The sequence below is a fragment of the Paucibacter hankyongi genome (assembly GCF_037482915.1).
GTDB classification, from domain to species: Bacteria; Pseudomonadota; Gammaproteobacteria; order Burkholderiales; family Burkholderiaceae_C; genus Paucibacter_A; species Paucibacter_A hankyongi.
On sequence record NZ_JBBHJX010000006.1, the window covers coordinates 88305 to 114605 of the forward strand.

26 protein-coding genes are annotated in these 26301 nt (G+C 64.4%); 16 read left to right on the top strand and 10 right to left on the bottom strand.

From position 1 onward, the window contains the following. The first annotated feature begins 4 nt into the window (after positions 1-4). Positions 5-952: a Gfo/Idh/MocA family protein gene (locus WG899_RS11260; protein WP_339595740.1), complete on the top strand. Its 948-nt coding sequence runs from the start codon at positions 5-7 to the stop codon at positions 950-952. A gap of 1 nt (position 953) precedes the next feature. On the opposite strand, the gene WG899_RS11265 is transcribed toward WG899_RS11260, so the two are convergent. Beyond that, the gene (locus WG899_RS11265; RefSeq protein WP_339595741.1) at positions 954-1838 is read right to left on the bottom strand and encodes a LysR family transcriptional regulator; all 885 of its coding nucleotides are present in this window, start codon (positions 1836-1838) and stop codon (positions 954-956) included. Positions 1839-1917: 79 nt separating this feature from the next. Here WG899_RS11265 and WG899_RS11270 point away from each other — a divergent pair, with 79 nt between their 5' ends. The 3 genes from WG899_RS11270 (at position 1918) to WG899_RS11280 (ending at position 4399) form a co-directional block, all read left to right on the top strand. Beyond that, a complete protein-coding gene (locus WG899_RS11270; RefSeq protein ID WP_339595742.1) occupies positions 1918-2352 on the top strand; it encodes a DoxX family protein in 435 nt (144 codons plus the stop codon). Beyond that, positions 2349-3032, top strand: coding sequence for a glutathione S-transferase family protein (locus WG899_RS11275; protein ID WP_339595743.1), 684 nt, complete (start codon positions 2349-2351; stop codon positions 3030-3032). The genes WG899_RS11270 and WG899_RS11275 overlap by 4 nt, the downstream gene beginning before the upstream one ends. Before the next feature lie 215 nt (positions 3033-3247). Next, positions 3248-4399 carry a serine hydrolase domain-containing protein gene (locus tag WG899_RS11280; RefSeq protein WP_339595744.1) on the top strand — a complete coding sequence of 384 codons (1152 nt, stop codon included), beginning with the start codon at positions 3248-3250 and terminating at the stop codon, positions 4397-4399. Between the two features lie 20 nt (positions 4400-4419). On the opposite strand, the gene map is transcribed toward WG899_RS11280, so the two are convergent. Continuing rightward, positions 4420-5217: a type I methionyl aminopeptidase gene (gene map, locus WG899_RS11285; RefSeq protein ID WP_339595745.1), complete on the bottom strand. Its 798-nt coding sequence runs from the start codon at positions 5215-5217 to the stop codon at positions 4420-4422. Next, positions 5217-5492 (bottom strand): ParD-like family protein, encoded by a 276-nt coding sequence (locus tag WG899_RS11290; protein ID WP_339595746.1) that lies wholly within the window; start codon positions 5490-5492, stop codon positions 5217-5219. The genes map and WG899_RS11290 overlap by 1 nt, the downstream gene beginning before the upstream one ends. 162 nt (positions 5493-5654) lie before the next feature. On the opposite strand from WG899_RS11290, the gene WG899_RS11295 reads away from it, so the two are divergent. After that, the gene (locus WG899_RS11295; RefSeq protein ID WP_339595747.1) at positions 5655-6467 is read left to right on the top strand and encodes a CPBP family intramembrane glutamic endopeptidase; all 813 of its coding nucleotides are present in this window, start codon (positions 5655-5657) and stop codon (positions 6465-6467) included. A 158-nt stretch (positions 6468-6625) separates the two neighbouring features. Further along, positions 6626-7321, top strand: a complete 696-nt coding sequence (locus WG899_RS11300; protein WP_339595748.1) for a DUF4386 family protein — start codon at positions 6626-6628, stop codon at positions 7319-7321. A 1-nt stretch (position 7322) separates the two neighbouring features. Here WG899_RS11300 and WG899_RS11305 read toward each other — a convergent pair whose 3' ends face one another. Next, positions 7323-8303, bottom strand: coding sequence for a DUF3667 domain-containing protein (locus WG899_RS11305; protein ID WP_339595749.1), 981 nt, complete (start codon positions 8301-8303; stop codon positions 7323-7325). A gap of 349 nt (positions 8304-8652) precedes the next feature. Between WG899_RS11305 and WG899_RS11310 the strand changes: the two genes are divergently transcribed. Then, complete coding sequence (locus WG899_RS11310; protein ID WP_339595750.1) at positions 8653-11694, top strand: bifunctional diguanylate cyclase/phosphodiesterase; 3042 nt, start codon at positions 8653-8655, stop codon at positions 11692-11694. A 102-nt stretch (positions 11695-11796) separates the two neighbouring features. Beyond that, positions 11797-12417: a glutathione S-transferase gene (locus tag WG899_RS11315; RefSeq protein WP_339595751.1), complete on the top strand. Its 621-nt coding sequence runs from the start codon at positions 11797-11799 to the stop codon at positions 12415-12417. Positions 12418-12437: 20 nt separating this feature from the next. Here WG899_RS11315 and WG899_RS11320 read toward each other — a convergent pair whose 3' ends face one another. Both WG899_RS11320 and WG899_RS11325 read right to left on the bottom strand, forming a co-directional pair. After that, positions 12438-13187, bottom strand: a complete 750-nt coding sequence (locus WG899_RS11320) for a DUF2306 domain-containing protein (RefSeq protein ID WP_339595752.1) — start codon at positions 13185-13187, stop codon at positions 12438-12440. 49 nt (positions 13188-13236) lie between these two features. Further along, positions 13237-14238 carry an extracellular catalytic domain type 1 short-chain-length polyhydroxyalkanoate depolymerase gene (locus WG899_RS11325; RefSeq protein ID WP_339595753.1) on the bottom strand — a complete coding sequence of 334 codons (1002 nt, stop codon included), beginning with the start codon at positions 14236-14238 and terminating at the stop codon, positions 13237-13239. A 281-nt stretch (positions 14239-14519) separates the two neighbouring features. Here WG899_RS11325 and WG899_RS11330 point away from each other — a divergent pair, with 281 nt between their 5' ends. The 4 genes from WG899_RS11330 to WG899_RS11345 all read left to right on the top strand — a co-directional run bounded on the left by WG899_RS11330 (position 14520) and on the right by WG899_RS11345 (position 17921). Beyond that, positions 14520-15557: a tetratricopeptide repeat protein gene (locus WG899_RS11330; RefSeq protein ID WP_339595754.1), complete on the top strand. Its 1038-nt coding sequence runs from the start codon at positions 14520-14522 to the stop codon at positions 15555-15557. 17 nt (positions 15558-15574) lie between these two features. Beyond that, on the top strand, positions 15575-15985 hold the full coding sequence (locus WG899_RS11335) for a hypothetical protein (protein ID WP_339595755.1): 411 nt from the start codon (positions 15575-15577) through the stop codon (positions 15983-15985). 71 nt (positions 15986-16056) lie between these two features. Further along, positions 16057-17154, top strand: coding sequence for a sensor histidine kinase (locus WG899_RS11340; protein ID WP_339595756.1), 1098 nt, complete (start codon positions 16057-16059; stop codon positions 17152-17154). Continuing rightward, the gene (locus tag WG899_RS11345) at positions 17151-17921 is read left to right on the top strand and encodes a LytR/AlgR family response regulator transcription factor (protein WP_339595757.1); all 771 of its coding nucleotides are present in this window, start codon (positions 17151-17153) and stop codon (positions 17919-17921) included. Before WG899_RS11340 ends, WG899_RS11345 begins: the two co-directional genes overlap by 4 nt. A 156-nt stretch (positions 17922-18077) precedes the next feature. Here the strand turns inward: WG899_RS11345 and WG899_RS11350 are convergent, their stop codons facing one another. After that, on the bottom strand, positions 18078-18902 hold the full coding sequence (locus WG899_RS11350) for a LytR/AlgR family response regulator transcription factor (protein ID WP_339595758.1): 825 nt from the start codon (positions 18900-18902) through the stop codon (positions 18078-18080). Continuing rightward, a complete protein-coding gene (locus WG899_RS11355) occupies positions 18899-20050 on the bottom strand; it encodes a sensor histidine kinase (protein WP_339595759.1) in 1152 nt (383 codons plus the stop codon). Before WG899_RS11355 ends, WG899_RS11350 begins: the two co-directional genes overlap by 4 nt. 187 nt (positions 20051-20237) lie before the next feature. On the opposite strand from WG899_RS11355, the gene WG899_RS11360 reads away from it, so the two are divergent. The 4 genes from WG899_RS11360 (at position 20238) to WG899_RS11375 (ending at position 24911) form a co-directional block, all read left to right on the top strand. Then, positions 20238-21236 carry an MBL fold metallo-hydrolase gene (locus WG899_RS11360; RefSeq protein ID WP_339595760.1) on the top strand — a complete coding sequence of 333 codons (999 nt, stop codon included), beginning with the start codon at positions 20238-20240 and terminating at the stop codon, positions 21234-21236. A 32-nt stretch (positions 21237-21268) separates the two neighbouring features. Next, a complete protein-coding gene (locus WG899_RS11365; RefSeq protein WP_339595880.1) occupies positions 21269-21736 on the top strand; it encodes a (2Fe-2S)-binding protein in 468 nt (155 codons plus the stop codon). Beyond that, complete coding sequence (locus WG899_RS11370; RefSeq protein WP_339595761.1) at positions 21733-23961, top strand: xanthine dehydrogenase family protein molybdopterin-binding subunit; 2229 nt, start codon at positions 21733-21735, stop codon at positions 23959-23961. The genes WG899_RS11365 and WG899_RS11370 overlap by 4 nt, the downstream gene beginning before the upstream one ends. Positions 23962-24200: 239 nt before the next feature. Then, positions 24201-24911 carry a phosphatase PAP2 family protein gene (locus tag WG899_RS11375; RefSeq protein WP_339595762.1) on the top strand — a complete coding sequence of 237 codons (711 nt, stop codon included), beginning with the start codon at positions 24201-24203 and terminating at the stop codon, positions 24909-24911. A gap of 16 nt (positions 24912-24927) precedes the next feature. On the opposite strand, the gene WG899_RS11380 is transcribed toward WG899_RS11375, so the two are convergent. Both WG899_RS11380 and WG899_RS11385 read right to left on the bottom strand, forming a co-directional pair. Further along, on the bottom strand, positions 24928-25476 hold the full coding sequence (locus WG899_RS11380) for a cysteine hydrolase family protein (RefSeq protein WP_339595763.1): 549 nt from the start codon (positions 25474-25476) through the stop codon (positions 24928-24930). Beyond that, on the bottom strand, positions 25473-26207 hold the full coding sequence (locus tag WG899_RS11385) for a metallophosphoesterase family protein (protein ID WP_339595764.1): 735 nt from the start codon (positions 26205-26207) through the stop codon (positions 25473-25475). Before WG899_RS11385 ends, WG899_RS11380 begins: the two co-directional genes overlap by 4 nt. Positions 26208-26301 lie beyond the last annotated feature (94 nt).

The window sequence follows — 26301 nt, forward strand, 5'->3', positions numbered from 1 at the left end:
GAACATGGACAAGCCTCGCGTGCGCATCGCAGTCATTGGCCTCGGCGACATTGCCCAAAAAGCTTATCTGCCGCTGCTGAGCCGGCGCCGCGATTTGGAGCTGGTGCTGTGCTCGCGCAATGCCGAGCGCCTGCAAGCCCTGGCCCAGGAGTACCGGATCTCACACCGGGCCACGAGTGTGGATGAGCTGATGCGCTTCGCACCCACTGCAGCTTTTGTCCACAGCAGCACCGACTCGCATATGGAGGTGGCAACAGCGCTGCTGGAGCAGGGCGTGCATGTTTATCTCGACAAGCCCATCGCTTTTCATCTGGACCAGGCGGAATCACTGGTGGCGCTGGCCCGCGCGCGCCAGCGCCTGCTGATGTTGGGCTTCAACCGGCGTTGCGCGCCGCTCTATCGGGGCTTGCTGGCCCTGCCGGGTCGCCATCTGGCGCTGCTGCAAAAGCACCGCATCGGCCAGCCGGCGGCGCCGCGCGAGTTCATCTATGACGACTTCATCCATGTGGTCGACACCTTGCGATTTCTGGCGCCGGAGCCGCTGGCCGCGCCGGTGGTGTCGGCGCGGATGGAGCGCGGCCTGCTGCACCATGTCAGCGTGCAGTTCAAGGCGCCGGGCTTCACCGGCATTGGCGTGATGGACCGCGACAGTGGCGCCAGCCGAGAAACGCTGGAGCTGATGAGCCCCGGCAGCAGCTGGCGCATCGAAGACCTGAATCAGGCCAGCGAAACCATCCGGGGCCGCGAGCAGCGCCATGGCTTCGGGGATTGGGAGCCTGTGCTGCGGCGGCGCGGCTTCGAAGCCATCATCGAGCAGTTTTTTACCGCGCTGCAAGCGCCCACGCCCGACCCCAGCTGGGCCGAAGATGCCTTGGAGACGCATCGCCACTGCGAGCAGATCGTGCGGGCGATTGAAAGCGGTGAGGCCGAGCCAGCTCGCTCGGGCAGTTGAGTCAGGGCAGGCTCAGATGCTCGCCCAGATGGGCATAAACCGTGGCCAGGCGACGCAGATGGCGTGACTCGGGGTGGGTCAGCAGCCACAGCTCGGTCTCCGCTTCATCCAGCGGCTCGGTCAAGCGGACTACATCGCGGCGCCCTTCAGCGAGGAAAAGCGGCAGGATGCCAACCCCCAGGCCCAGCGCCACCAACTCCAACACCGAGAGGATGCTGCCCACCCGGCAGCGCGGGGTGGCCTTGGGAAAGTAGCGTTTGCGCCAGAGTACCGAGGGGTGCTCGGGCAAGGCGTCGTCGGGGGCGACCCAATCGGCCCGGCCGGCTTCTACATCGGCGTAGTCGCGCACGCCGCCCCGCTTGGCTGCATACAGCGCCACGCGGATCGGCCCGATTTGGCGCCCGACCAGATGCGGCGGCGGGCGCTTGGTGGCGCGCACGGCGATGTCGGCGTCGCGGCGCGTCAGGCTGATCAACTCATTGCCGGTGTGCAGCTCGAAGTTCAGCAAGGGGTGGCTGTCCTTCAGGGTCTGCAAGGCGGGCGCGACCAATGCATGCAAGACGGTGTCGGTGCTGGAGATGCGCACCGTGCCGGAGATCTGCGCCGGTGCCGCCTCCACCGAGGCTCGGGCGGCCTCCAGCGTGGCTTCCATTTGTTCGGCATGCTCGGCCAGCTGCGTGGCCAGCTCGCTGGCGAGATAGCCGCTGCGGCTGCGCTCAAACAAGCTGCGCCCCAGACCCCGCTCTATGCGCTGCAAGGCGCGGAACACGGTGGACGCATCGGCGCCCAGGCGTTCGCCGGCCTTGGCCAGCGTGCCGCCGCGCACCAGGGCCAGCAAGACGTCCAGATCGGTCGGCGTCATTGAGTATTGCGTTTTTGCAATCATGCTTTGTAGAACTGGCTATTCCGGTTTCTATTTGGCAATCCTACATTGGGCTCATCCTCACTCGACGATGGAGCCTCTGATGTTGAACACCGCCTCGCCCAATGCAAACCTGAACCCTTTGGGCATCACTCTTCTGCGACTCAGCCTGGGCAGCATGTGGATCGCGCATGCCTTGCTCAAGCTCTGGGTCTTCACGCTGCCGGGCACGGCGCAGTACTTCGTCAGCATCGGCTTTCCCGGCTTCTTGGCCTACCCGGTGTTCGCGGCGGAGTTGCTCGGCGGGCTGGCCCTGGTGCTGGGGATCTATGCGCGGCAAGTGGCGTTGGTCCTGGTGCCGGTGATGGCCGTGGCCGCCTGGGTGCATCTACCGAATGGCTGGGTGCACACCAGCGCCGGCGGCGGCTGGGAGTACCCGGTGTTCCTGATCGCGGCATCGATTGCTCTGGCCTTGCAGGGTGATGGCGCCTTGGCCCTCAAGCGTGCACCGCTGCCATGGGCGGGAGCCGAGCAATGAGCGCGCCGCTGCTCTTGGTATCGCACCCCTTGTGCCCCTATGTGCAGCGCGTCGCCATCGTGCTTGCCGAGAAGGGCTTGCCCTTTGAGCGGAGGGACATCGACCTGGCCGCCAAGCCGGACTGGTTCTTGCGCCTCTCGCCGCTGGGCAAGACGCCGGTGCTGCAGGTGGGCGAAGACACGGCAATCTTCGAGTCCGCTGTCATCTGCGAATACCTGGAGGACACCGCCTTGCCACGGCTGCATCCGGCCAATGCCTTGCTGCGGGCGCGGCATCGGGCCTGGATGGAGTTCGGCTCCGCGCTCTTGAATGCGATAGCCGGCTTCTACAGCGCAGGCGATGAAGACAAACTGCGCCAAAGCGCCGCAGACATCCGTCGTCGCTTTGAACAGCTGGAGGCAGCCCTCGACAGCGGGCCCTTTTTCGCCGGCGCGGACTTCAGCATCGTCGACGCGGTGTTCGGCCCGATGTTCCGCTACTTTGAGGTGTTTGACGAGCTTGAAGGTGCTGCGGACTTCGGCTTCTGGTCCGGCTTGCCGAAGTTGCAGCTTTGGCGTGCGCAGTTGGCCCAGAGGCCTTCGGTGCTGGCCGCGGTGGGGCCGAACTATCGGCAGCGCTTGCGCAGCTTTCTGTTGGCGCGTGGCTCGGCCTTGTCCAAGCGCCTGGCAGTTGTGGCTTGATCTACCACTCTTTTGGCTGTCCGCTGTCCGTACCCTGTCCGCCGCTGTCCGCGGACAGTGCCCGGCCTTTGCCTTGAGTCGCGTTCCAGAAGCTAAGTGCTTGATTTGAAATGCCAGCGACGCGGTAGTTCACATGGCACGAGTTCTGCGTAGTCATGAGGCCAGGACGCATGTCCGCCCATACGCTCTTCAGCCCCGCTCCCAAAGGAAGTTTCATGTCTTTCACCCGCACGCTCAGCGCCATCGCGGCGTCCTTGTTGATGATCGCGGCCCTGCCCGCCGCGCAAGCCCAGAAGGCTCAGACCCCAGCCGCGCAAACCGCCGCCCCGGCCGCCCTCGACCTGAAGCAAGTCCTTGCCCAAGCCTTGGAAGGCAGCAAGACGCCGGCCCTGGCGGCCGTGCTTTTGCAGGACGGCAAGATGGTTCAAGAGGCGGCGCAGGGTGTGCGTCGCAATGATGGCCAGGCGCCTGTGGGCTTGGACGATGTTTGGCTGACCGGCTCTACCGGCAAGCCCATCACCACGGCCCTGCTGGCCAAGTTGGTGGACCAAGGCGTGCTCGCCTGGGATACCCCTTTGGAGCGCCTGCTGCCCGACTTGTTGCCGGTGATGAATGCCCAGTACCGAGGCGTCACCCTGATCGAGTTGCTGTCGCACCGTTCGGGCCTGCCGGAGAACTACAGCGACGAGAAGTATTTCGAGGCCTTTTATCAGGACAGCCGGCCGCTGCCCGAGCAGCGCCTGGCCTATATCGGCCGGGCCTTGAGCGAAGCGCCGGTGGCTGCGCCGGGCAGCAAGTTCAGCTATAGCAATACCGGCTTCGTGATCGCGGCAGCGATTGCCGAACGTGTGACTCAGAAGACGTTTGAGGACTTGATGCGACGCGAGGTCTTCGCGCCCTTGGGCATGAGCCATGCTGGCTACGGCCCCACATCGCTTGACGCCAAGACGGGCCAAAACTCGGGTCATGTGCAAGGCAAGCCGATCACCAAACCCAGCGACAGCAACCCGCTGATGTTCGCCCCGGCCGGCAATATGCATATGAGCATGCGGGATTGGGCGCGCTTTTGCCTGGACCAATTGGCGGCGCAAAAGGGCGGGGGCAAGCTGCTCAGCCCGGCGTCTTATCGCTTGATGCAGTCCACCCTGCCGGGCGGTGAAGGCAACTTGGGCTGGGGCCTGCAAGCCAGCTTGGCAGGCCGCAAAGGCCCGGTGCTGCTGCACGGCGGCACCGATGGCAATTGGTATGCGCTGGTGGCCCTGTTCCCCGAGACCGGCCTGGGCGTGCTGGTGGCCGCCAATGCCGGGGCGGATATGGACGGCGACAAGGTCACGCAAGCGGCCATGTTGGCCATGCTGCCGAACTGAGGCCGACTGGCCCCCTGGTCTTAAGCGATGGCCGGGTAGCTGCCAAGGCCGTCTGGCCAAGGCGTTAGCACTTCAAAGCCATCCTTGGTCACCACCACCATATGCTCCCACTGTGCGGACAGCGAGCGGTCTTGCGTGACCACGGTCCAGCCATCGGGTTTCTCTTTGATCTGCGCCTTGCCGGCGTTGATCATCGGCTCAATGGTGAAGATCATGCCTTCTTGCAAGACCATGCCTTCGCCCGGCCGGCCGAAGTGATTGACATGCGGCTGGTCGTGATAAATCGTGCCGATGCCATGGCCGCCGTATTCGCGCACCACGCTATAGCCATCGCGGTAGGCCACGCTTTGAATGGCATGGCCAATATCGCCCAGCGTCGCCCCGGGGCGCACCTTGCGGATGCCGGCGCACATGGCCTCATAGGTGGTGTTGACCAGGCGGCGTGCGGCGATCTTGGGCTCTCCGGCAAAGTACATGCGGCTGCAGTCGCCGAACCAGCCGTCCTTGATGATGGCCACATCGATATTGACGATGTCGCCGTTCTTCAAGATCTTGCTGGGCGATGGGATGCCGTGGCAGACCACCTCGTTGACCGAGCTGCAAACGGTCTTGGGATAGCCGTGATAGCCAATATTGGCCGGCGTGACCTTCAACTCATCGACGATGAAATCGTGACAGAGCTTGTCGAGTTGCTCGGTGCTGACGCCGGGTTTGACGTGCGGCAGGATCATGGCCAGCACCTGGGCGGCCAGATGACCGGCTTCGCGGGCCTTGGCGATTTCTTCCGGGCTGCGGATTTTGACGACGTCGCTTTTCATCATTGCATGCTCTTTCGGCCGGCGCGCGGCGCATTCGGGGTGGCCGGCGAATGGTTCGCCGCGAGGCCGGCGAGGCTGGCCAGGTCGAGTCCGCCGTTCTGTTCGGCGCGAATCAGCAGCTGACTGATCTCGCGGTGGTCGAGGTCCGGATACAGCTCGGCCAACATGCCGATGCGCATCCAGTGCTCGGCCTGTGCATTGATCGAACGAGACAGGGCGCCACTGGCGACGCGCAGGCTCTCGTGCATGGTTTCTGAAATTTTGACGATTCCCATGCCGTCAAGTTTATGCGATACGCATATGTTTCGTATCGGCTGCCGGGCGGGGGCTGGCTTTTGGCAGCCGCCGGTTCTGCGGGCACACTGGGCGACTTTGGCGGCCTGGCCCGCGCCGAGTGCGGCGATAGCAGCCGGGTTTTCAACCGAACACGAGCTTTCATGACCATGCCTGCCCGCGGACTGTTGCTAACTTTTTTGTTCTCCGGGCTGGCCCTCGGCTCCGGTGTGGTCGGACGCTGGGGCATCGATGCCGCGCAGGTGAACGGCCTGAGTGAGACCGGCGGCAGCAGCGGCATGTTGCTGTGGATTTTGGCCCCGGCACTGCTGGCACTGGTCTTTAGGCGCCTCGACCCCGCCACGCGCCAGCGGCGGTTCTTTGCGCTGCGCGGCGCGCGCCACACCCGTCGTGCCGCGCTGGCCGTGGGTCTGCTGGCGGGCGCCGCGGTGGCCGCTTTGATCGCGACCGGCATGGTCTTCGGTGGGCTGGCCTGGGCGCCCAAGCCCATGCCAGCGGCGCAATTGCTGGTGGCCAGCCTCAGCATTGCCTTGTTTGCAATTTTGGAAGAGTCGGCCTGGCGAGGCTATTTGCTGCCCAGCCTGTTGGCGCGGCTGCGCTATCGCAGCGTGCTCGGGCTGGGTGCCCTGGTCTGGTTTGGCTGGCACCTGCCCTATCTTGAGGTGCTGACCCAGGCTTACACCGTCGAACCCTTGAGCACGCTGGCGCCGCGCTTGCTGCTGGGGGTGTTGGCCATGCAGTTTCTATACATGGAGCTGTTTCTGCGCTGGCCCTCGGTGTGGCCGGCCTTCGCCTTGCATGCGGGCATGAATATCTGCGCGCAGGCCGCCTTTGCCTCCGGGCTGTCGCAGTCCAGTGCGCAGCCCTGGCTGTTCTCGCCCAGCGCGGACGGCGTGCTGGTGATCTTGCTCTGCGCCGGCCTGGGCGCTTGGCTGCGTCGGGCAAGGCAGCGGTAGACAAATGGCTCGGAGCCCTGAGGGAGTCGCTGCTGCGCCGCTGCGGCGATCACTCGCCGGCGTGCTTCATCGGATGCCAGCGTGGCTCGTCGGATGGGCGTCATTTGAGCCGGCTGCCCGCCAGATGATGCAGACATTGACCCAATGAAAGGCTTCTTATGAACACCGAAAAACAAACCGGCCGCTTGATCGGCGGGCTCTTGCTGCTCTCCTTGCTGCTGGGCCTATGGAACAACTTCGGCCTGAGCACGCCGATCTTCGCTGAGCCGGGTTGGCTCCAAAACGGTGCGCAAATGCCCTCGCTGTTTGCCTTCAGCGCCCTCCTGGCTGTCGTGACCAGCCTGATGATGATGGCCATCGCCATCCTGGCCTGGCCCATCCTGCGCCGTAGCAGCCCTTCGTTAGCGCTCGCCTATGTCTTGCTGACTGCCATCGTCGTCGCGACCAATGCGGTGGAGCAGGCGAACTTCCTGGCCATGCGCGCCTTGAGCCTGCAGCATGCGAAGAATTCGGGGCTGGACCCGGCGCTGTTCGAGTTGATGCGCGGCATGGTCGGGGCCGCCCGCCACGGCATCCACTTCATTGACAAGCTGGTCGGAGGCACTTCGATTTTCGTGCTCTTCCTGGCCCTGTTCCGTTCCAACTTGGTGCCGCGCATCGTCCCGGCGATCGGCCTGGTGGCCGCACCCATTCAGATGCTGGGCATTTCTTCGGTGCTCTTCATGCAGCCGATGAACCCCCTGATGCTGGCCCCGATCGCCGTGACGCTGCTGGTGTTGAGCCTGACCTTGCTGGTCAGAGGCTTTTCGGCCACGGAAGCTGCCGCTCGCGGCGGCGGTCTGCAAGCTGCCTGACTCACAGCAAGGCGGCCACCATGGGCAGCAGAACCTGCGAAATCATGAAGGCGCAGAACATATAGGGGAATGCCACCAACAGGATGCGCAGCAGGGTGCCCCAGACCGACCCGCCATAGACCTTGTACTGGGCCCGGCACAGGTAGATCAGCAACCACAGGCTCAGCCCCAGCCGTGGCCAGCCCCAGGGAAACAGCAAGGCCAGGATCCAAGCCAGCAAGATGCTGCAATGCAGATAAGCGCCTTGCACCAAATGCTCGCCATAGCGGCGGGGGCGTTGTGGGTAGCGCTTGCTGCGCCCCAGGTAGACCAACTGCATCAGCGCTGCGTAGACCGGCAGCAGGGCGAACAGCACATAGGGGCCCAAGCGCAGCGAGCCGGCGTTGATCTGCTGAAGGCGTTCGGCGCGGCTCAATCCCTTGTAATGCAGCACCCGCTTGCGCAAGGGGTCGGCAATCGGTTTTGGAGCGTCTTCGAGAATTTCCAGCCAGTTATCGCTGATCGTCGGGCCCGAAGCCGGCGGGCGGGGCTTGGAGGCCGCGGGCGTGGCGGCAGCTGGGGCAAGGGCAGAGGCCGCCGAAGCGGCAGCGGGCGTTGGCTGTTGCTGCTCCGTGTTGCCCGCCGCACTGTCCTCCGATGGGTTGTCGGCGGTCAGGCGCAAGACCGCAAACAGCAGCAGCGAGAGCACAAAAAACAGCCGCGCTGGGCGCACAAAGTAGCGCCGCCTTCCGGCCAGATAGGCCTGGGCCAGCACCCCCGGTTTGACGGCCAGATGCCACAGCGTGCGCCCCAGGCGACCGTCCAGCGCCAACAGCCGCCCGCCGGTATGGGCCAAAAACTCCCCCACCGATGGCAGCTCGAGCTTGGTTTCCTGGCCGCAGCGCGGGCAATAGTCCCAGTCGGGCGCGGCGAGTTCCGCGCCGCAGTTGCGGCAGGGCGTGGCCCATCGCTCGGTAGTGGTCCGATCTGGCAGATCTGGCATCGGCATTTCCTTGCAGGAACAAACGGGGCCCGCTTTGCGTCGGCTGAAGGCCCTCCAGGTCGAACGGCCGGTTGCGGCACCATGCGCGGCGCACAGGATTGCGCGACTGTACCCGCAGCCGGGACAGCATCGGCGACCCGGATGTGCCCCCCGAAAAATGGGGCGGGCCTGACACCGAGGCCCTGCGTTAGCGGATATGCTGGAAGCATCATCAGGCAGCCCTGACCGTCTGGACTTCATGGACATCCAAGCAAGCCCAAGCCCAAGCGCAAGCGCAAGCGCAAGCGAAACGCAGCCTCAGCAGGGGAAATTTCCGGCTTTTCGGCTCTACGCCGGCGCCAGCTTAATTGTGCTGATCGCCTTGCTGGCCGCGCTGTTTGCCATCTGGCATCTGCGCCAGGAGATGGAGTCCCGCTTGAACAGCGGCACGCAGCATTTGGCGCGGGCGCTGGAGGGCACGTTTGACGGGCTGATCAACACCCTGGACGTGGCCCTGCAGGCGGCAGTGGACGAGATCGAGCATCAGCAGGTCAGCGGGGCACCGGACAAGCAGGCCATTGACGCGCTGCTGAGTCGCCAGCAGCAACGCCTGCCCCATGTGGCTTTTTTGCGCGCCACCGATGAGCTGGGTCAGGTGGTCTACGGCCTGGACGCCTCCACCACCAAGGCCTCGATGGCGGACCGCGAGTTTTTCGTTCATTTGCGCGATGACGCCGGTCTGGGCCTTTATGTCGCCAAGCCGGTGATTGGGCGCATCGACAAACGCTGGCTGTGGACCTTTGCGCGTCGCATCAAGAAGGCCGATGGCAGCTTCGGAGGCACGGTCTACGCCTCCATTCCCTTGCCAGAACTGGAGCAGATGCTGGCGCAGATCAAGATGGCGCCCGGCGGCTCGATCGCCTTGCGTGATAGAGATATGGGCTTGATGGCGCGCCAGACCTTTGGTTATCAAAATCCTATTCCCGTTGGGTCGCAAACATTGGCTGACCCCTTCAAGCAGGTACTGCGACTCAAGCCCGACGAGGGTAGCTATATCAGCGACGGCTCCAGTGTGGATCCCTTGAGTCGCAGCTACTCTTACCGGCGCAGCCAGAAGTATGGCTATCTGGTCAACGTCGGACTGGCGCGAGACGCGGAGTTGGGGCAGTGGCGTGCCCAGGCCGCCATCTTGGGCGCCCTGGTCGCGGCCCTGGCTTTTTCATTGTTCAAGCTGGTGCGCCAGATGCATATGGCGATGGAGCAGCAGAACGGCTTCATTGCCTTGATGCAGGCGAAAGAGGGGGCCTTGCGGGCCGAGCACCAGGCCTTGATGGATGCAGAAGCGCAGCATCTCAATTTGCTGCGTAAGCTGGATGCCGGCATCGTGGTTCATGCGGCCGACACCCGCATCATTTTCAACAACACCCGCGCCGCCGAGATTTTGGGCCTGTGCGATGAGCAGATGCAGGGCCGCATGGCGGTGGATCCGACCTGGTGCTTTCTGGATCCGGCCGGCGTGATTTTGCGTCCCGAGAAGTACCCCGTCAGCCTGGTGCTGCAAAACGGCGAACCGCTGCGGGATATGGAGTTCGCCATCAAGAAGCCGGGCAAGCAGTCATTGACCTGGGTCTCGGTCTCGGCTTTTGCCGATCTGGATGCGCAGGGGCGCATCGACAAGGTGGTGGTGAACTTCTATGACATCAGCGCCCGCAAGGAGGCCGAGTTCGTCTGGCGCTGCGCCTTTGAGAGTGCCGGCGATGGCGTCTGGGATCTCAATTTGGAAACCGAGGCAGCGCAGTACTCACCGCGCTATCTGGAAATGCTGGGCTATGTCGAGAGCGAGTTTCCTTCGACCCAGCAGACCTGGCTGGAGCTGATCCATCCTGAAGACAAAGCCCGGCTGCAACAGGCGCTGGACGACTATTTGCAGCGCCGCAGCGAGTCCTATGCGGCCGAGTACCGCCTGCGCTGCAAGAACGGCGACTACAAATGGATCTATGCGCGCGGCAGCGTGGTCAGCCGCAGTGCCGAGGGGCAGCCGCTGCGCATGGTCGGCACCCATACCGACATCACCGCCCTGAAAGCGGTCGAAGAAAAGATCTGGATGCAGGCCAACTACGACAGCCTGACCCATCTGCCAAATCGGCAGCTGTTCCATGACCGGCTTGAACAATTGATCAAGAAGGCACAGCGGGACGAGGAACGCGTCGCGGTGCTGTTCATCGACCTCGATCACTTCAAGGAGGTCAATGACACCTTGGGTCACGATGTCGGTGATGAATTGCTGGTGGAGGCGGCCTTGCGCATCAAGGGTTCGGTGCGCGACTGCGACACCGTGGCCCGGCTCGGCGGTGACGAGTTCACCGTCTTGCTGCCGGAACTGCATGACCTGGCCGTGATCGGCGCCTTGGCGCAAAAGGTCATCGAGCGAGTCTCCATGCCGTATTTGCTGCGCGGCGCGGAGTTGCATGTGTCGGCCAGCATTGGCATTGCCATTTATCCCGACGACGCGACGACGGTGATCGAGCTGACCAAGAATGCCGACCAGGCCATGTATGCCGCCAAGGCTCAGGGGCGCCACTGCTTCCGTTTCTTCACCCGCACCATGCAGGACGATGCCCTGCTGCACATGGTCTTGGCCAGCGATCTGCGCCACGCCTTGAGCGCCGGTCAATTGGAGCTGCGCTATCAGCCCATCATTGACCTGGCCAGTGGTGAAGTTCGCAAGGCCGAGGCCTTGCTGCGCTGGCAGCATCCGACGCGGGGGCAGATCCCGCCGAATCAGTTCATCCCCATCGCCGAAGAGACCGGCCTGATCAATCCGATCGGGGCCTGGGTGATGCGCCAAGCCATCGAGCAAATCGTCGATTGGAAGCAGCGGCTGGGCGCCGAGTTCCAGATCAGCGTCAACAAGTCGCCGGTGCAGTTCCTGGCGGACCGGCATCATCAGGAAGACTGGCTCAGCTTCTTGGAGCAGGTCGGCTTGAGCGGCAGCAGCATCGTCGTGGAGATTACCGAGGGCGTGTTGATGGACACCGATATGCGTGTCACCGCCCGGCTCTTGAACTACCGCGACCAGGGGGTTCAGGTGGCGATCGACGACTTTGGCACCGGCTATTCATCGCTGTCCTATTTGAAGAAGCTCGATGTCGATTTTTTGAAGATCGACCAGTCCTTCACCCGCAATCTGGCGCCCGACTCCCATGACCTGTCGCTGTGCGAGGCGATCGTGGTGATGGCACACAAGCTCGGCATCCAGGTCATCGCCGAGGGCGTCGAGACCGAATCACAAAGAGACCTGCTGCGTCAAATCAACTGCGACTTTGCGCAAGGCTATCTGTTCGCCAAGGCGTTGCCGGCGAAGGAGTTCGAGCAGCTGTTTTTGCCCGCGCCGGACCGCTTGGCGGTGTGAACCCGAATGCCGGGCGGCCGGCGCCGAACTCGGCGCCCATTCGGCGTAGCATGCGCAAGGCTTTTCAACCCAGCCTGACCCAGGCGCATTCTTCCGAGCCCCATGCCGCAACTCAAACTCACCTACTTTGACACCCACGGTGGCCGTGGCGAGCCCGCACGCTTGGCCATGCGGATTGGCAACATCCCCTTCGAGGACCATCGCTTCAAGTTCCCCGACTTCGCCGAAGTACGCAAGTCCACGCCCTTCGGCCAGGTGCCGACCTTGCACGTCGATGGCCAGCAGATCACGCAGAGCGATGCCATCACCCGCTATGTTGGCAAGCTGGCAGGCCTTTACCCGACGGATGCGTATCAGGCGCTCTTGTGCGATGAGGTCCTGGACGCGATGGAGGAGCTGAACGTCAAGCTGGGCCAGACCTTCGGCTTGCCGGCCGAGGCCTTGAAGGTCGCGCGCGAGGCGCTGGTTCAGGGCCCGCTGACGCTCTACCTGGGCTGGCTGCAGACCCAGCTGCGCGCGCGCGGCGGCCAGTACTTTGCCGACCAGCGCCTGACCATTGCCGACCTGAAGGTGTTTGTGCTCCTGCGCTGGCTCAACTCCGGCCGCTTGGACCATGTGCCGACCGACCTGGTGGCGCGGGTCGCGCCCGATTTGCTGGCCCATCTGGAGCGCGTGGCCGCGACCCCAGCCATCCTGCAGTACTACGCCAGCGTTCAGGCCTGATCGGGCTCGGCCTTATCAGCTCAAGTGCCTTGCAGGCCCGCCGCCTTGTGCAGCCGGCGGCGCTTGAAGGCTCCGTAGCCCACATGGCCGAGCCAGTACAGCAGCAAGGCCAGGATCAGCAGCGCCGGCACATTCAACAAGCCGGACTTTTGCACCGCCTTCGGGAACACCTGCGGCTGACCCAGGAAGAGCGAATTCGCTGCGATGAACAAGGCCACCGTCATGCGCCAGAGATGGCGCGCCAAGCGGGTCGCACCCGTGACGCCGCGCTTCAGAATCAGGCGCAGATCGCCTGCGGCCGCCAAGCTGCCGATGATCAGGAACAGTCCGAAGGCCGCGCCCGGTTGGCCGTCGAGCTTGCCGTTTGGGCTTTGTGAGGCCAGCTGAATGAAGAAGGCGCTCGCCGCGCAGATGCTCAGCGAGCTCAGCAACAGGCCGTAGTCGAAGCCGCCGATCTGGCCCGGTTTGCGCTTGACCGCCATCCAGGAACTCAAGACCAGATAGAAGGTCAGGATGCCGGCAATCACCGAGGCTCGCTCGGGCGTCGGCAGGAAAGGCGCTACGCAGGCGCCGATGCTGGACATGATCAACATCGAGATGACAAAGATTTTGCCGATCAACCGATGCAGCGGTGTGCCCTTGCGGAATACAAAGGCGGCAGCACCGGACAAGATGCCGACGCTGCCGGCGCCGATATGCAGATACAGCACCGCCGCGGCGGCGACGTGGACCAAGGGTGAACTCTCGGGGCTGATGTAGAGGACGGTCATTTTTTAATAACTCCGAAATTCGGTGTACAGGGCGGGCTGTTGAGTGGGCTTAGCGGGGTTGCCGCTCGAAGAAGGCCCAGATCATGGCCGGGCCGTTCGGCTCCATCGGGGAGGGGCCGAGCAAGCGTGGGCGCTGTGAGTAGGGCTGCGGCAGGCCATGTCCGCCGCCATGAATGCTCACCAGTTCCACCTCGGTCTTGCCATCGCGGCTGCTGTTGTGGGCCGGGCTCCAGCGGTTCTGCTCAACGCGCACACCGGCCGCGACGAGCTTCTCGCTGCTTTGGGGCGCGCCGCCCAGCTGGGCCCAGTTGGCGAAATACTGGGCCGAGGCGCGGGAGGAAATGATGGGTCCGCCCTTGTAGAACAGGCCCAGCAGATTGATCTCGCCGCCGGCATAGGGCACCAGCGGGTCCTCCGTGCCGTTCATGACCATCACCGAGGTGGCTTTTTGCGCCGCCGGCTGGCATTGGAAGTTCTCAGGTGCCGGCACATTGGCGACCACGGCGGCCACCGCCTTGTAGCGGCTCGGCTGCTCCAGCGCCAAGCGCATCGCCATCGAGCCGCCGTTGGACACGCCGGCCGCAAACACGCGCGCCGGGTCAAGCGCCAGCTCGGCGACCGTTTTGTCGACCAGGGCGGCCAAGAAGCCCACATCGTCGCTGCGCACGCCGTTCAGTTCTTTGTCACCGATGCGGCTGCAGTCGTTCCAGTCCGAGGCGTAGGCCTTGGGGTAGACGACCGCGAAGCCATGTTGGTCGGCCAAGCGCTCAAACGCGTAGCCGGTACCGATGCGAATGCGCTGTGGGCCTTCGCCCGAGCCATGCATCACCAAGACCAGCGGCGCGCCCTGGGGCAGGTCTTTGGGCACATAGGTCCGGTAGCTGCGCTTCACGCCGGCCACTTCAATCGTTCCCTTGGTCAATTGACCGGACAGCTGCGGCAACTCGGGATCGGGTGTGTAGAGGAAGTAGGCGAACAGGCCGGCCAGCACGGCCAGCAGCGCAGTCAGGGCCAAGAAGCCTCGCAGCAGGAATCGCAGAACTCTTTTCATGACGGTGCTTTTTTGTAGTGACGGGGCCGACTGTGCCCTTGTAGCCCGGTCTCGGCCAAGCGACGCCGGATCGATGACGCGCTTGCGAGGACGAGTGACGCCCCGCTGCGATCAATGAAGCCGGCACCGGCTATTCGGCCTTGCTCACCGCTCGTCCCTTCGAATCGTGCCTGAAAGCCCGCGCGTCGTCGCTCGTCTGAGAGCCTGGGTGGGCGGGCATTCGGCTCAACACAATGACGCTGTCCTTAGAACTTGTCACCCACTTTCCCGAAAGCCCGATCATGAGAAAGACCACATTCATCACCCATCCCGCCCGCCGCAGCATCGCCAGCGCGATCGCCGCTCTGGCCTTGTTCAGTACCTTGGGCACCGCCCAGGCCGCTGTCTTCAAAGATGCGCAGTTGGAATCCCTGCAAGATGCAGGCAAGTTTGCCGAGCTGGAACAAGTGGCGCAGGCCCGTCTGAAGACCAATGCCGCCGATGCCGAAGCCAGCGCGGCCTTGTCTTTGGCCTTGAGCTTCAGCGACGCCGGCGACGGCAAGCGTCTCGAGGCCGGCGCCAAGCAGGCCAAGCTCTGCACCGATCAGCACCCGAATATGGCGGTTTGCCACCTGGCCTCGGCGCAGAGCCTTGGCTTGCAGATGATCAATATGGGCATGACCAAGGCCATGCGCAATGTGGGGACCTTGAAAGAGTCCTGGATCCGCGCGCTGGACTTGGATCCCAGCAGCTTCACGGCCCGGGTGCAGCTGGCCAAGCTCTATCTGACCGTGCCCGGGCTGATGGGCGGCAGCGTGTCCAAGGCCAAGGAGCTGGAGGCCGCCGTGCGCAGCAGCCAGCCCGAAACGGCGCGCATCATCCGCGTCAATATTGCCGCCGAAGACAAAAAATGGGCCGAGATGGAAAGCGAGTTGCTGGCGATCAAGCCGAGCAAGGATGGCGCCATGCTGGAGGAAATCCGCGAAGCCACCCTGCAATTGGCGCGGATCTATTTGAAGGACAACAAAGATTTGGCCAAGGCCAAGAGTCTGTATGAAGGCCTGCACCGCGATCAGCCGAGCAAGGCCAGTGGCAGCTATGGCCTGAGCCGGGTCTACGCCGCGCAAGGCCAAATGGACGAGGCGATTCGCTACCTGGAGCGGGCCAGAACGCTGAGCGGTGCCGACGAACTGCCCGTCGATCACCGCCTCGGTGATGCCTATTTGGCCAAGGGCGACAAGGCGCAGGCCAAGGCGGCTTACGAGCGCTTCATTGCCAACAAGCGGGCCAACCCGGCCAATGTCGAAGACGCTCGCAAGAGCCTGGCCAAGCTCGGTTGAAGGAAGGAGAACTGAACATGACCGACCAAGACGTTCCCCTCTGGCGCCTGAATCTGTTGCGCGCCTTCTATTTGCTGATCACGGTAGGCTTGGCCGTCACCTGGGGCCCAGGCATGTTGCAGCACACCGATCAATGGGCGCAGCGCCAGGGTGTGTTGGGTTCGCTGATGATCGCCGTTTCAGTCGTTTGTCTCTTGGGGCTGCGCTACCCGCTGCAGATGTTGCCGCTGCTGATTTGGGAGCTGACCTGGAAAACCATCTGGGTCTTGGTCATCGGCTATCCGCTGTGGCTGAACGACGCTGCGACGCCGGGCGTGATAGAGAACTTCTATGCCTGCTTGATGGGCGTGGTGTTGACGCCGCTGGTGCTGCCATGGCGCTATATCGCGCATCACTACTTCCGCAAGCCGGCTCAGCGCTGGCGCTGATCGTTGGCAATGATCGCCGGGCGCCATTGCCACTCAAGTCTTCCAGCCATTCACTCGAGTATTCTGCTGTGATGTCACCCACCACCCCTTTCGAAGCAGTGCCGCTGTCGTCGGCCTTCCATTGGCGGGCGCTGTTCGGCTGGCGCCGCGTGCGCACCGTCGCCATCACCTGTCTCTTGCTGACTTTGTTATTCAGCATCAACTGGAACGCCAAGAACTATCACCTTCTGGCGATACGGGTGTTCGGCGTTGGCTTGATGGTGTTGCTGGCCTTTGGCCTGTTTGAGCAGTGGCCGCGGCGGCTGCCTAAGTGGCTGGCACGCTGGGTGCTGCAGGTGGTCGCCGTCGGCGCGGTGGTGCCGGTCACAGTTTTCTTTTTTTATCAATGGAGCACGCCTGCGGGTGCTCCGGTGTTTTGGGCCGACGAGAAGCGGTTGAACGGTTTCATGACGCTGGCGTTCTCCGGCATGTTGCTGGCGCCCTGGGTGGCCCTGACGGCCCTGCTGCGCCAACGTGAGGCCAAAGTGGAAAAACAAGCCATTGACTTTGAGCTGGAGCGCAGCGAGCTGGCGCGTCAGGCGCTCGACGCCCGCATGCGCCTGCTGACGGCCCAAGCCCAGCCGCATTTTTTGTTCAATACCCTGGCCAATGTGCAGGCCCTGGTGGAGGCTGGTTCGCCGCGCGCGCCGCAACTGCTGCAAAGCCTAACGGACTATTTACGCGCCGCCGTGCCGCGCCTGGACGGCTCGGCCAACACGCTGGGCCAGGAGCTGGAACTGGTGCGGGCCTATCTGGAGCTGATGCAAATGCGCATGCCGGACCGCCTGGCTTTTGCGCTGCACATCGGCACCGGTGTGCATCTGCTGCGCTGCCCGCCGATGACCTTGTTGACCCTGGTGGAGAATGCCGTCCAGCATGGTATCGACCCCAGCGAGGAAGGTGGCCGCATCGACGTGCATGCCGAGCTGTTGCAAGGCGGCCGTTGCCGCCTGCGCGTGGTCGATACCGGTGTGGGCCTGCAAGCCACCGGCGGCGGCCTGGGCACCGGCCTGGCAGCGCTGCGCGAACGCCTGCTCTGGGCCTACGGCGGCAGCGCCAGTTTGGACCTGCGCGAGGTGGAGCCTCACGGGGTGCAAGTGACGATTGAATTTAACGAGTCCAAGCCATGAGCCTGACCGCACTGATTGCCGATGACGAACCGCTGCTGCGCGAGATCCTCGAGGCGCGCCTGGCCGCAGTCTGGCCCGAATTGCAAATCGTTGCGCAGGCCCGCAATGGCCGCCAGGCGATCGAGTTGTTCGAGCAGCATCAACCGACGATCTGTTTTTTGGACGTGCACATGCCGGGCTTGAGCGGTGTGGAAGTGGCCCGCCATATCGGCAAACGCGCGCATCTGGTGTTCGTCACCGCCTTTGACCAATATGCCTTGGAGGCTTTTGAGCATGGCGTGCTCGACTACTTGGTCAAGCCGGTCACCGCAGCCCGCCTGAGCGAAACGGTCGAGCGCCTGAAGGCGCGCCTGCAGCAGGCCCAGCCCGCCGTGCATTCCGAAGCCTTGCTGACGCAATTGGCCGAGCGGCTCAAGCTCGACAAGCCCGAGACGCTGCGCTGGGTGCGCGCCAGCGTCGGCCCCTCGCTGCGCATGATTCCGGTTGATGACATCGACTACCTGAAGAGCGATACCAAATACACCTTGGTCGCCTACCGCGACGAGGGGCAAGTGGCCGAGGCCTTGATCCGCATGCCGCTGAAGGACTTGCTCGCACAGTTAGACCCCCACCAGTTCGCCCAGGTGCACCGCTCGGTGGTGGTCAATCTGCGCTCGATCCGCCGCGTCACCCGCGGCGAGAACGAGACCGCCGACATCGAGCTGAAGGGCCGCAGCGAGCGCCTGCCAGTGAGCCGCAGCTATTTGCAGCTCTTCAAGGAAATGTAGGAGGCCGAGCCCGCCCGCTGCCGCGAAAAGCGCAATGCGGGCCAAACCTGCAAGCTTCGCCCACATCTACCTGTATCTGAACAGGTGCTTGACGGGCCATCCTTTCTAGTCGAGGCCTCGCCTGTATTGCACGCGCTTGAGGAAAGTCGGCTTGCTTCAGCCCGTCTGTAGCGCTGCCTTGACGGCGGCGACATAGCGCTCGCTGACGGCCACCCGCGCCCCATCGCGCAGCTTCAGCTCGTAGCTGCCACTGGCCAGGCTTTGCAAGGACTGCATTTGCTCACGACGCACGATGCCGCCTCGGTGCACGCGCAGAAAAACCGCAGGATCGAGATGCTGCTCCAACCGCGCCATCGAGGCGCGGAACAGCAGCTCGCGCCCAGCCAGATGTAGTGCCGCGTAATTGCCCTGAGCCTCGATGCGCAGCACCTCGTCCAAGGGCACGACATCGATCCGCCCCACCGAACGGATGCTGACCGTTGTCCAGTAATGGCTGCCCGCGACTTGACTGCGCTGTTCGTCCTCGACATAGCTGCGCAGTGCACCGGCAAAAGCGCTCTGCTGGCGCAGTCGCACCATCTGTTCGACATGGGCCAGTGCCTTCTCCAGTCGCCGCTTGCTGAAGGGTTTGAGGAGGTAGTCCAGCGCGTGCAGGTCAAAGGCCTCGATCGCATGCTCGTCGAAGGCGGTGACGAAGACGATCCAGGGCGGCTGCGCCAGCATTGCTAATTCGCGCGCCAGGTCAAGGCCGGAACCATTTGGCATGCGAATGTCCAGGAACACCACCTCGATCTCGGGCTGTTCGCGCAGCGCCTCAAGTGCTGCTGCCATGCTCGGCGCCTGGGCCACCACGGCCCAGCGTGGTTGCTCTGCCAGCGCCAAGCAAAGATTGCGCCGCCCGAGCTCCTCGTCGTCAACGACGAGGGCGCGTATGGTCTCTATTGGCCTGGGCTTGGTGCTGGTGTCGTGAGGCGCTGTCATTTTGAAATGCTGATGGGCAGTTCGATACGAACTTCAAAACTAGACGCATCCTCCTGGGTCTCGAGCACTGCACGCGAACCATACATCAGCACCAGTCGCTCACGCGCATGCGCAAGGCCCAGGCCCAGGCCGGCATTGGCCGGGCCGCGCTGGCCGATGGAATTCCACACTCGGATGCGCAGCCTCGTGCCGTCGAGCTGGAAATGCAGGGCGAGCCGGGTCGTCCCGGCATGCCGGTCCAGGTCGTGGCGCAGCGCGTTTTCGATCAGCGGCTGCAGCAGCAGCGGCGGCATTTCAATGTGCTCGATTTCCGGGCTCAGCCCTTTGAAGGCGACCTGCAGCCGCGCGCCATAACGCATCTGCTGCAGATCGAGATAGTCATGGCAGAAGGCGGTCTCATCGCCGAGGCAGACGGCATCCTGGGCACTGGCCTTCAGCGCATAGCGCAGCAGTGCGCTCAGGCTGGCAATGCCCTCCAGCGCCACCGACTGCTCATTGCTGCGCACCAGCGCGCTGATGCTGTTCAGCGCATTGAAGATGAAGTGCGGCTCCAGCTGCTGGCGCATGCCTTGCAGGCGCTGTCGCTCCAGTGTCAGCTCAAGTTCAAGGTTGGCCTCACGCGCGGCCTGCAGTTCAGCCGCGCGCTGCTGACCCAGCCGCCAGATATGAACTGCCATCACCACCGCATAAGTGCCGCTGAACCAGGCGAACTCGAGAAACCAGGTGAAGTTATCCCGCTGCAGCACATAGGCGAGCAAGCTTTGCCCAGCGCCGCGGGCCAGCCAGCCCGGCAGCGCGGTGTAGATCATGTGTAGCGGAAAGTACAGCAGCGCCAAGGCCCCATACAGGCCGGCAATGGCGCGCCCGCTAAAAAAGCGATCCTTGATGCGCGGCAGGAGCAGCATCAGCGCCGTGCTCAAGACAAAGAGCGGCACATGCGCGTTCAGCCAAGCGCCCCAGACGCGCAGGAAGTCGGACGCACGCCCGCCACGTAGGCCATCGCGGTAGTCTCCCGTCGCGCCCAGGCTGCAGATCAGGCCCCAGACCAGCAGATTCACCAGCACGACGCGCAACACCTCACGCAATAGAGAGCCCGGCGCGGTGAGGGTGCCGGTCTTGCTGACGGTGGCTTGCTTATCCGATGGCATCGATTGGGGGTGACTTGGCTGGGAACAGGTTCCCATGATCGCTCAAGCCGAAACAAGCCGAAACAAGCCAAAAAGGCATTCGCATCACGCCCGACCGCACTCGTACCACGGGCCTCGATTGCGCGGCGCCGGCTGACCATACTGCCGCCATCCCTCCATATTCAGCCGCCCTAGGACCCCTTGTCTCATGCGCCTTCTTCCTGACCACCTTGCCTGGCCCCGCCGTGGCCTACTGATGCTGGCCCTCGCCGCCACGCTGCCTGCCGCACTTCCCACTGCCCATGCCGCCGCGCCTATGGCCAAAACCCAGGCGCCGGGCTTCTACCGCCTGATGGTGGGTGAGTTGGAAGTCACCGCGCTGCTTGATGCCGTTGACCCCTGGCCTGAAGCGATTGACGAGCTCTTCCCCGCTCTCAGCACCGAGCAGAAAGCCAGCCTGCGCCAGCGCACCCATGCGCAAGCCAGCAACGATTTTTCCACCATCGCCTTCTTGGTGAACACCGGCAAGAAGTTGATCCTGATCGACGCCGGCGGCCGCGGCAGCATGGCCGGCTACGGCCAGCTGTTCAGCAACCTGAAGGCAGCCGGCTATGCGCCAGAGCAGGTGGACGATGTCTACATCACCCATATGCACCCCGACCATGTCTTCGGCCTGGCCGAGGGCGAGCAGCGCGCCTTCCCCAATGCCGTGGTGCATGCCGACGCCCACGAGCTGCCGCAATGGCAGGCGGCGGCAGCCAAGGGCAACAAGACGGCGCAGGCCATCGTGGCCAAGCTGGCGCCCTATATCGCCGCCAAGCACTACCAGCCCTTTGAGGGCGACACCCGCTTCTCGCCCGAGCTGCGCGCCGTGGCTCGCTACGGCCATACCGAGGGCCACAGCTTCTACATCATCGAAAGCCGCGGCCAGCGTATGCAGTTCTGGGGTGACTTCGTTGTCAACGACAAGGTGCAGTTCGAGTTGCCCGACACCGTGCCCCCGGGCGAGAAGGATGCCGCCCAAGGCATCGCCATGCGCCGCCAGGAATACGCTGCCGCCGCGCGCAGCGCCGATCTGATAGCCGGCGCGCACTTCGCCTTCCCCGGCATCGGCCGGCTGCGTTCGCTGGGGCCCAACTTCATCTGGGTGCCCATCGACTACGCAGCGATGCCCGCTGCCCTGCCCGCCACCACAACCGCCCCTTGAGCCAAAGGCGCACGCCGATGAAACCCGTCACCATGCAATTGCAGATCAACGGCCAGACGCAGCGCGTCCAGGCCCCCGCCGGCAAGCCGCTGCTCTGGCTGCTGCGTGAGGACCTGGCACTCACCGGCACCAAGTTCGGCTGCGGCGCTGCCCAGTGCGGCGCTTGCACGGTGCACGTCGACGGCGCGGCGACGCGCTGCTGCGTGCTGCCCTTCGAGGCGCTGAAAGGCAAGCGCATCACCACCATCGAGGCGCTGGACCAGAGTCGCATCGGCCGCGCGCTGCAAGCCGCCTGGCTGGCCGAGCAGGTGCCGCAATGTGGATACTGCCAGAGCGGCATGCTGATGGCTGCCGCCGCGCTGTTGGCCGAACAGCCCCGGCCCAGCGAGGACCAGATCAAGGCGGCGATGAGCAATCTCTGCCGCTGCGGCACCTATCCGCGCGTGCGCGCCGCCATCGAGCGCGCCGCCAGCGCACTGCAAGCTGGGAGCGCCGCATGAATGCCCGCCATCGCACCGAGGTGCTGTCCAATCCGGCTCGCCGCGCGCTGTTGCTGCAGTCCAGCCTGGCCGCCGGCCTGTGGACGCTGGGCCTGGCGCCCAGCAAGGCGCAAGTTCCGGCGCCCAGCGCTACCGTCGAGCCCGGCTTCGGCATCTGGCTGCGCTTTGATGCACAGGGCGGCCTCACCGTGCTCAGCTATGTGGCCGAACTCGGCCAGGGCACGCACAGCGCCGTGCAACTGATGGCGGCCGAGGAACTGGATCTGCCGCTGGCGCGCGTGCGCGTCGAGCAGGCACCGGTCGAGGCACGCTATTTCAGCAAAAGGCTGAAGGACTACGCCAGCTTCGGCAGCCTTGGCACCCCGCTGTCCTGGCGCGAGATCGGCGGCCTGTGCGCCAGTGCAAGGGCGATGCTGGTGCAGGCGGCTGCCACCCGCTGGGGCGTGGCCGCGGCGGATTGCCGCACCGGGGCCGACAACGGTGAGGGTCAGGTCTTGCATCCCGATGGTCGTCAGCGCCTACCCTATGCCGTACTGCTGGCCGAAGCCGCCTTGCTCACGCCACCCAAGGACGCACCGCGCAAGCCCGCCAGCGCGCGGCGCTTGGTCGGCAAGGAGGGCGCGCAGCGCATCGACCTGCCGGCCAAGGTGAACGGCAGCGCCCGCTTCGGCATCGACGCGCGCCGCCCCGGCATGCTCTACGCTACGCTGATCCATGCCCCCCGCTTTGGCGCTGAGCTGCTGGGCGTCGACGAACGGCCGGCCAAAGCGATTCCTGGCGTGCGTGGCATCGTGCGCCTGCCGGGCGCGCTGGCCGTGGTGGCAGACAGCTACTGGACCGCCCGCCAAGCACTGCAGGCCCTGAAGCCGCGCTGGAGTGCCGGCCCGCACGCCGCCACGGACAGCGAGGCCTTGCGCGCCGAGCTGCTCGCCGCCACCGCCCGCGGCGAAGGCAAGCCCTTCGACCAACGCGACGAGCCGCGCATCGACGCGGCCGCCGTGACTCAGGCGATGAGCCAGAGCGCAAGAGTGCTGGACATCAGCTACGACGTGCCCTTTCTCGCCCACGCGACCATGGAGCCCATGAACGCACTGGCCGAGGTCGGCCCCGAGGGCGCGGCGCTGTGGCTCTCCACCCAGAGCGCTGGCGACACCCAGCGCGGCGTAGCCAAGGCACTTGGCCTCCAGCCCGAACAAGTGCAGATCAACGCGATGTTGATTGGCGGCGGCTTCGGCCGCCGGCTCGAGCATGGATTTGCCGTGCAGGCCGCCTTGATTGCCAAGCAGATGAAGGGCCGCCCGGTGCAGCTGATCTGGTCGCGCGAGATCGATATGCAGGCCGGCGGCTACCGCCCTGCTGCCGCCGCCCGCGTGCGCTTGGCGCTCGATGGCAAAGGCTGGCCGCAGGCGCTGCGGGTGGATGCCGCTAACCCCTCTCTGCTTGAATACAGCGGACTGACAAACGGTGAGCCGAGCAAAGACTTCGACTGGTCCGTCGGCATGGGCTGGACGCGGCACGACTACGAAGTTGGCCCCATGCAGCTGGGCTGGACCCGTGTCGATGCCGGTGTGCCCTGCGGCTACTGGCGTTCGGTCGGTGCCTCGCAGAACACTTTCTTCTACGAGTGCAGCATCGAGCGCGCCGCCGCACTGGCCGGCATCGATCCCCTGGCCTACCGGCTCCGCCTGCTGGAAAAGAAACCCCATACCCAGGCGCTGCTGCGCGCACTGGCCGAACGCGCCGGCTGGGGCCAGGTCTTGCCCCCGGGGCATTTCCAAGGCCTAGGCCTGAGCTGCGGAAACGCCGCCCGCAGCGCTCATATCGTGCAGGTTTCAGTCCGAAGCCCGGGTCGCTTTCGCATTGAGCGCATCACCGCAGCAGTCGACGTCGGTCTGGTCATCAACCCGGACTCAGTGCGCGCCCAGCTGATGGGCGGCACGATCTTTGGCCTCAGCGCCGCGGTGGCCGGCGAGATCACGCTCAAAGACGGCATGGTGCAACAGACCAATTTCGATAGCTACCCCTTGCTGACGCTGGCCCAGACTCCGCCGATTAACCTGGTCGTGCTCGGCAGCGGAGAGGCCCCCCGCGGCGTCGGCGAAGAAGGCCCCGCTTCCATAGGCCCAGCGTTGGCCAACGCCCTCTTCGCCGCCGCCGGCAAAGATCCAATCCGGGCGATCACGCGGTTGCCGCTCACAAGGGCAGGGTGGGTGCTGGAGGGTTGAATACGGAGGGGCTGATATCAAGGAGTGGCTGTTTGACTATGTACAGTATTGAAGACTCAGAGGGCTCGCTTGCGCTCAGCCGGCACAAAACCAGACCGCCGATGCCTTGCTCCGCATGCCGCTGAAGGAGTGGGTCGCTCAGCGTGCCGCGAAGCAATTCGTCCAAGTCAGAGGGGACTCTAAACTGCCGGTCTGGGCCGCAAGGCCATTTTGCTTTTTTGAAGAGTCCAACAGTCCTGATGCAGAAGACCGCCCCTACCGCTGAAATTTCGAATCCTCTCCCCGATACCGCCAAGGCTACTGAGGCCTATCGCTCTGTCCTCAAATCCTTGCTTCTGGGTGGCTTGGCGGCCGTGTTGGCCTGGCTGTTCTTGGAGGTCAGCGGCGAAGTCATCGAAGGCGGCACGCGCAGCCTCGATGTGGCGCTGTTGCACGCCGCCCAGCGCCTGCGTGCCGAGCATGCGAGCTTGGGCAGCGTGATGCGTGATTTGAGCGGTGTCGGCAGCACCCTGGTGCTGAGCTTGCTGACCAGCATGGCTGTGCTCTACCTGCTGCTGCTCGGGCGCGGTTTGCAGGCCTATTTGCTCGCGGCTTCGGTGATCAGCGGTTCTTTGGCGGTGTTCGTGATGAAGACGGCGTTCGGCCGTTCGCGGCCCGATCCGGCATTCGCCGATATGGTGGCCTCGGGCTTGAGCTTCCCCAGCGGCCACGCCAGCATTTCGGCGCTGGTGTTCTTGAGCCTGGGTGCCCTGTTGGCCAGCGCCCGCGTCCGATTGGCGGAGCGTGCCTTCATCCTCTTCGCTGCGGCCCTGATGGCGGTGCTGATCGGCCTGAGCCGAATCGCGCTCGGGGTGCACTGGGCCTCCGATGTGGTCGGCGGCTGGGCTTTTGGCGCGGCCTGGGCCGTGTTGTTTGTCTTGTTGGCGCGCAAGTTGGCACGGCGCGTCTGAAGCTCCGTGCTCGGCTTCAGCGCGCCAGCAAGGCGGCGCTGTCGCAGACTTGGGCGTACTCGCCTTGCAGATTGGCCAAGGCCACGCGGTGCAGGTCTTCGGCGCTGCGCCGGCGGCCATCGAGGTCGGGGCGATCAAAGCAGTAGCAGGCATCGGCCACCACCTGGCAGCTGAAGCCCAGGCAGCCAGCGCTGCGCACCGTGGCCTCGACCGACATATTCGTGCTCACGCCGCAAAACACCAGCTCGCGGATGCCGCGCTGGTGCAGCCAATGCTCTAAGCCGCTGTTGGCAAAGGCGTCGGTGACATGCTTGTCCAGTACATGCTCATGGGCCAGTGGCGCGAGTCGGTCTTGAAACTCGGCGCCAGTCTGGCCGGGCCAAAACGGCGAGCCGACCGAGCGCGACAAATGCCGCACATGCACCACCGGCCGCCCCGCAGCGCGCCAGGCGTCCAAGAGCTCAGCGACGCGATCTTGCGCCTCGGGGTTGTTGCGCGGGCCGGCCGTGGCCATGCCTTTTTGCATGTCGATGATGATTAGAGCGGGGGACGAAGTAGTAGTCATGTGCGAGGCGTGATGTAGCCGCTGCTGAGGGCTTGGACCCATTCGGAGCGATTGGCTTGGCGGGCCAGTTCGGCCATTTGCTGGTGAGCGTAGGGCACGCTCAGAAGTTCTGCGATCCAGCCCTGCGCGCCACGCTCAACAATGGCGTAACGGGCATCGGGCGAGCCCGATTCCACCACATGCGGATAGGGGAAGTCATCCTCATAAGCTGGCTGGCCGACGCTGCCCGGGTTGACGATCAGGCCGCCGCTGGCGCAGCGCACGCTGCGCGCCACATGGCTGTGGCCACACAGCAGCAATTCGCTGCGGTGGCCTTTCAGGCGCTGCTCCACCTCGTCGGCGGTGGCGGCGCGCTCGGCGCTTTGCAGCAGCACCTGCACATCGCAGTCAGGCGTGCCGTGGCACAGCCAGACCTGTTCGTTGAAGGCCCGGCTGTGCTGCAGCCCGGCCATCCAGGCCAGCTCTGCCGCCCCCAACTGCTCGCGGGCATAACGGTCTGAGGCGCCGGCATTCGGGCTCAGCTGCAGCACTTGGCGCTCGTGGTTGCCGGCCAGCTGCTGCCAGTCGTTCTGTGCCATCAGGTATTGAGCTGTCTCGCGCGGCAGCAAGGGGCCGGACAGGCTGTCGCCCAGGTTGACCACAGCATCAACGCCGCGCCGTTTGAAGTCGGCCACCACCGCCTCGAGGGCGGCCAGATTGCCGTGGATGTCTGAAAGGACCGCAATTCGCATTGGCCGATTGTGGCGGCTTCGCGAATCTTGGATCTCCTCTTTACCAGGCTGCGGTTGATGCTTGGGCGAAATGGGGATTGCCCCTGAGCCCCGA

Bases quoted from the DNA above. Each gene is read 5' to 3' on its own strand.
- WG899_RS11260 (WP_339595740.1), top strand. From the start codon at position 5: ATGGACAAGCCTCGCGTGCGCATCGCAGTCATTGGCCTCGGCGACATT.
- WG899_RS11265 (WP_339595741.1), bottom strand. From the start codon at position 1,838: ATGATTGCAAAAACGCAATACTCAATGACGCCGACCGATCTGGACGTC.
- WG899_RS11270 (WP_339595742.1), top strand. From the start codon at position 1,918: ATGTTGAACACCGCCTCGCCCAATGCAAACCTGAACCCTTTGGGCATC.
- WG899_RS11275 (WP_339595743.1), top strand. From the start codon at position 2,349: ATGAGCGCGCCGCTGCTCTTGGTATCGCACCCCTTGTGCCCCTATGTG.
- WG899_RS11280 (WP_339595744.1), top strand. From the start codon at position 3,248: ATGTCTTTCACCCGCACGCTCAGCGCCATCGCGGCGTCCTTGTTGATG.
- map (WP_339595745.1), bottom strand. From the start codon at position 5,217: ATGAAAAGCGACGTCGTCAAAATCCGCAGCCCGGAAGAAATCGCCAAG.
- WG899_RS11290 (WP_339595746.1), bottom strand. From the start codon at position 5,492: ATGGGAATCGTCAAAATTTCAGAAACCATGCACGAGAGCCTGCGCGTC.
- WG899_RS11295 (WP_339595747.1), top strand. From the start codon at position 5,655: ATGACCATGCCTGCCCGCGGACTGTTGCTAACTTTTTTGTTCTCCGGG.
- WG899_RS11300 (WP_339595748.1), top strand. From the start codon at position 6,626: ATGAACACCGAAAAACAAACCGGCCGCTTGATCGGCGGGCTCTTGCTG.
- WG899_RS11305 (WP_339595749.1), bottom strand. From the start codon at position 8,303: ATGCCAGATCTGCCAGATCGGACCACTACCGAGCGATGGGCCACGCCC.
- WG899_RS11315 (WP_339595751.1), top strand. From the start codon at position 11,797: ATGCCGCAACTCAAACTCACCTACTTTGACACCCACGGTGGCCGTGGC.
- WG899_RS11320 (WP_339595752.1), bottom strand. From the start codon at position 13,187: ATGACCGTCCTCTACATCAGCCCCGAGAGTTCACCCTTGGTCCACGTC.
- WG899_RS11325 (WP_339595753.1), bottom strand. From the start codon at position 14,238: ATGAAAAGAGTTCTGCGATTCCTGCTGCGAGGCTTCTTGGCCCTGACT.
- WG899_RS11330 (WP_339595754.1), top strand. From the start codon at position 14,520: ATGAGAAAGACCACATTCATCACCCATCCCGCCCGCCGCAGCATCGCC.
- WG899_RS11335 (WP_339595755.1), top strand. From the start codon at position 15,575: ATGACCGACCAAGACGTTCCCCTCTGGCGCCTGAATCTGTTGCGCGCC.
- WG899_RS11340 (WP_339595756.1), top strand. From the start codon at position 16,057: ATGTCACCCACCACCCCTTTCGAAGCAGTGCCGCTGTCGTCGGCCTTC.
- WG899_RS11345 (WP_339595757.1), top strand. From the start codon at position 17,151: ATGAGCCTGACCGCACTGATTGCCGATGACGAACCGCTGCTGCGCGAG.
- WG899_RS11350 (WP_339595758.1), bottom strand. From the start codon at position 18,902: ATGACAGCGCCTCACGACACCAGCACCAAGCCCAGGCCAATAGAGACC.
- WG899_RS11355 (WP_339595759.1), bottom strand. From the start codon at position 20,050: ATGCCATCGGATAAGCAAGCCACCGTCAGCAAGACCGGCACCCTCACC.
- WG899_RS11360 (WP_339595760.1), top strand. From the start codon at position 20,238: ATGCGCCTTCTTCCTGACCACCTTGCCTGGCCCCGCCGTGGCCTACTG.
- WG899_RS11365 (WP_339595880.1), top strand. From the start codon at position 21,269: ATGCAATTGCAGATCAACGGCCAGACGCAGCGCGTCCAGGCCCCCGCC.
- WG899_RS11370 (WP_339595761.1), top strand. From the start codon at position 21,733: ATGAATGCCCGCCATCGCACCGAGGTGCTGTCCAATCCGGCTCGCCGC.
- WG899_RS11375 (WP_339595762.1), top strand. From the start codon at position 24,201: ATGCAGAAGACCGCCCCTACCGCTGAAATTTCGAATCCTCTCCCCGAT.
- WG899_RS11380 (WP_339595763.1), bottom strand. From the start codon at position 25,476: ATGACTACTACTTCGTCCCCCGCTCTAATCATCATCGACATGCAAAAA.
- WG899_RS11385 (WP_339595764.1), bottom strand. From the start codon at position 26,207: ATGCGAATTGCGGTCCTTTCAGACATCCACGGCAATCTGGCCGCCCTC.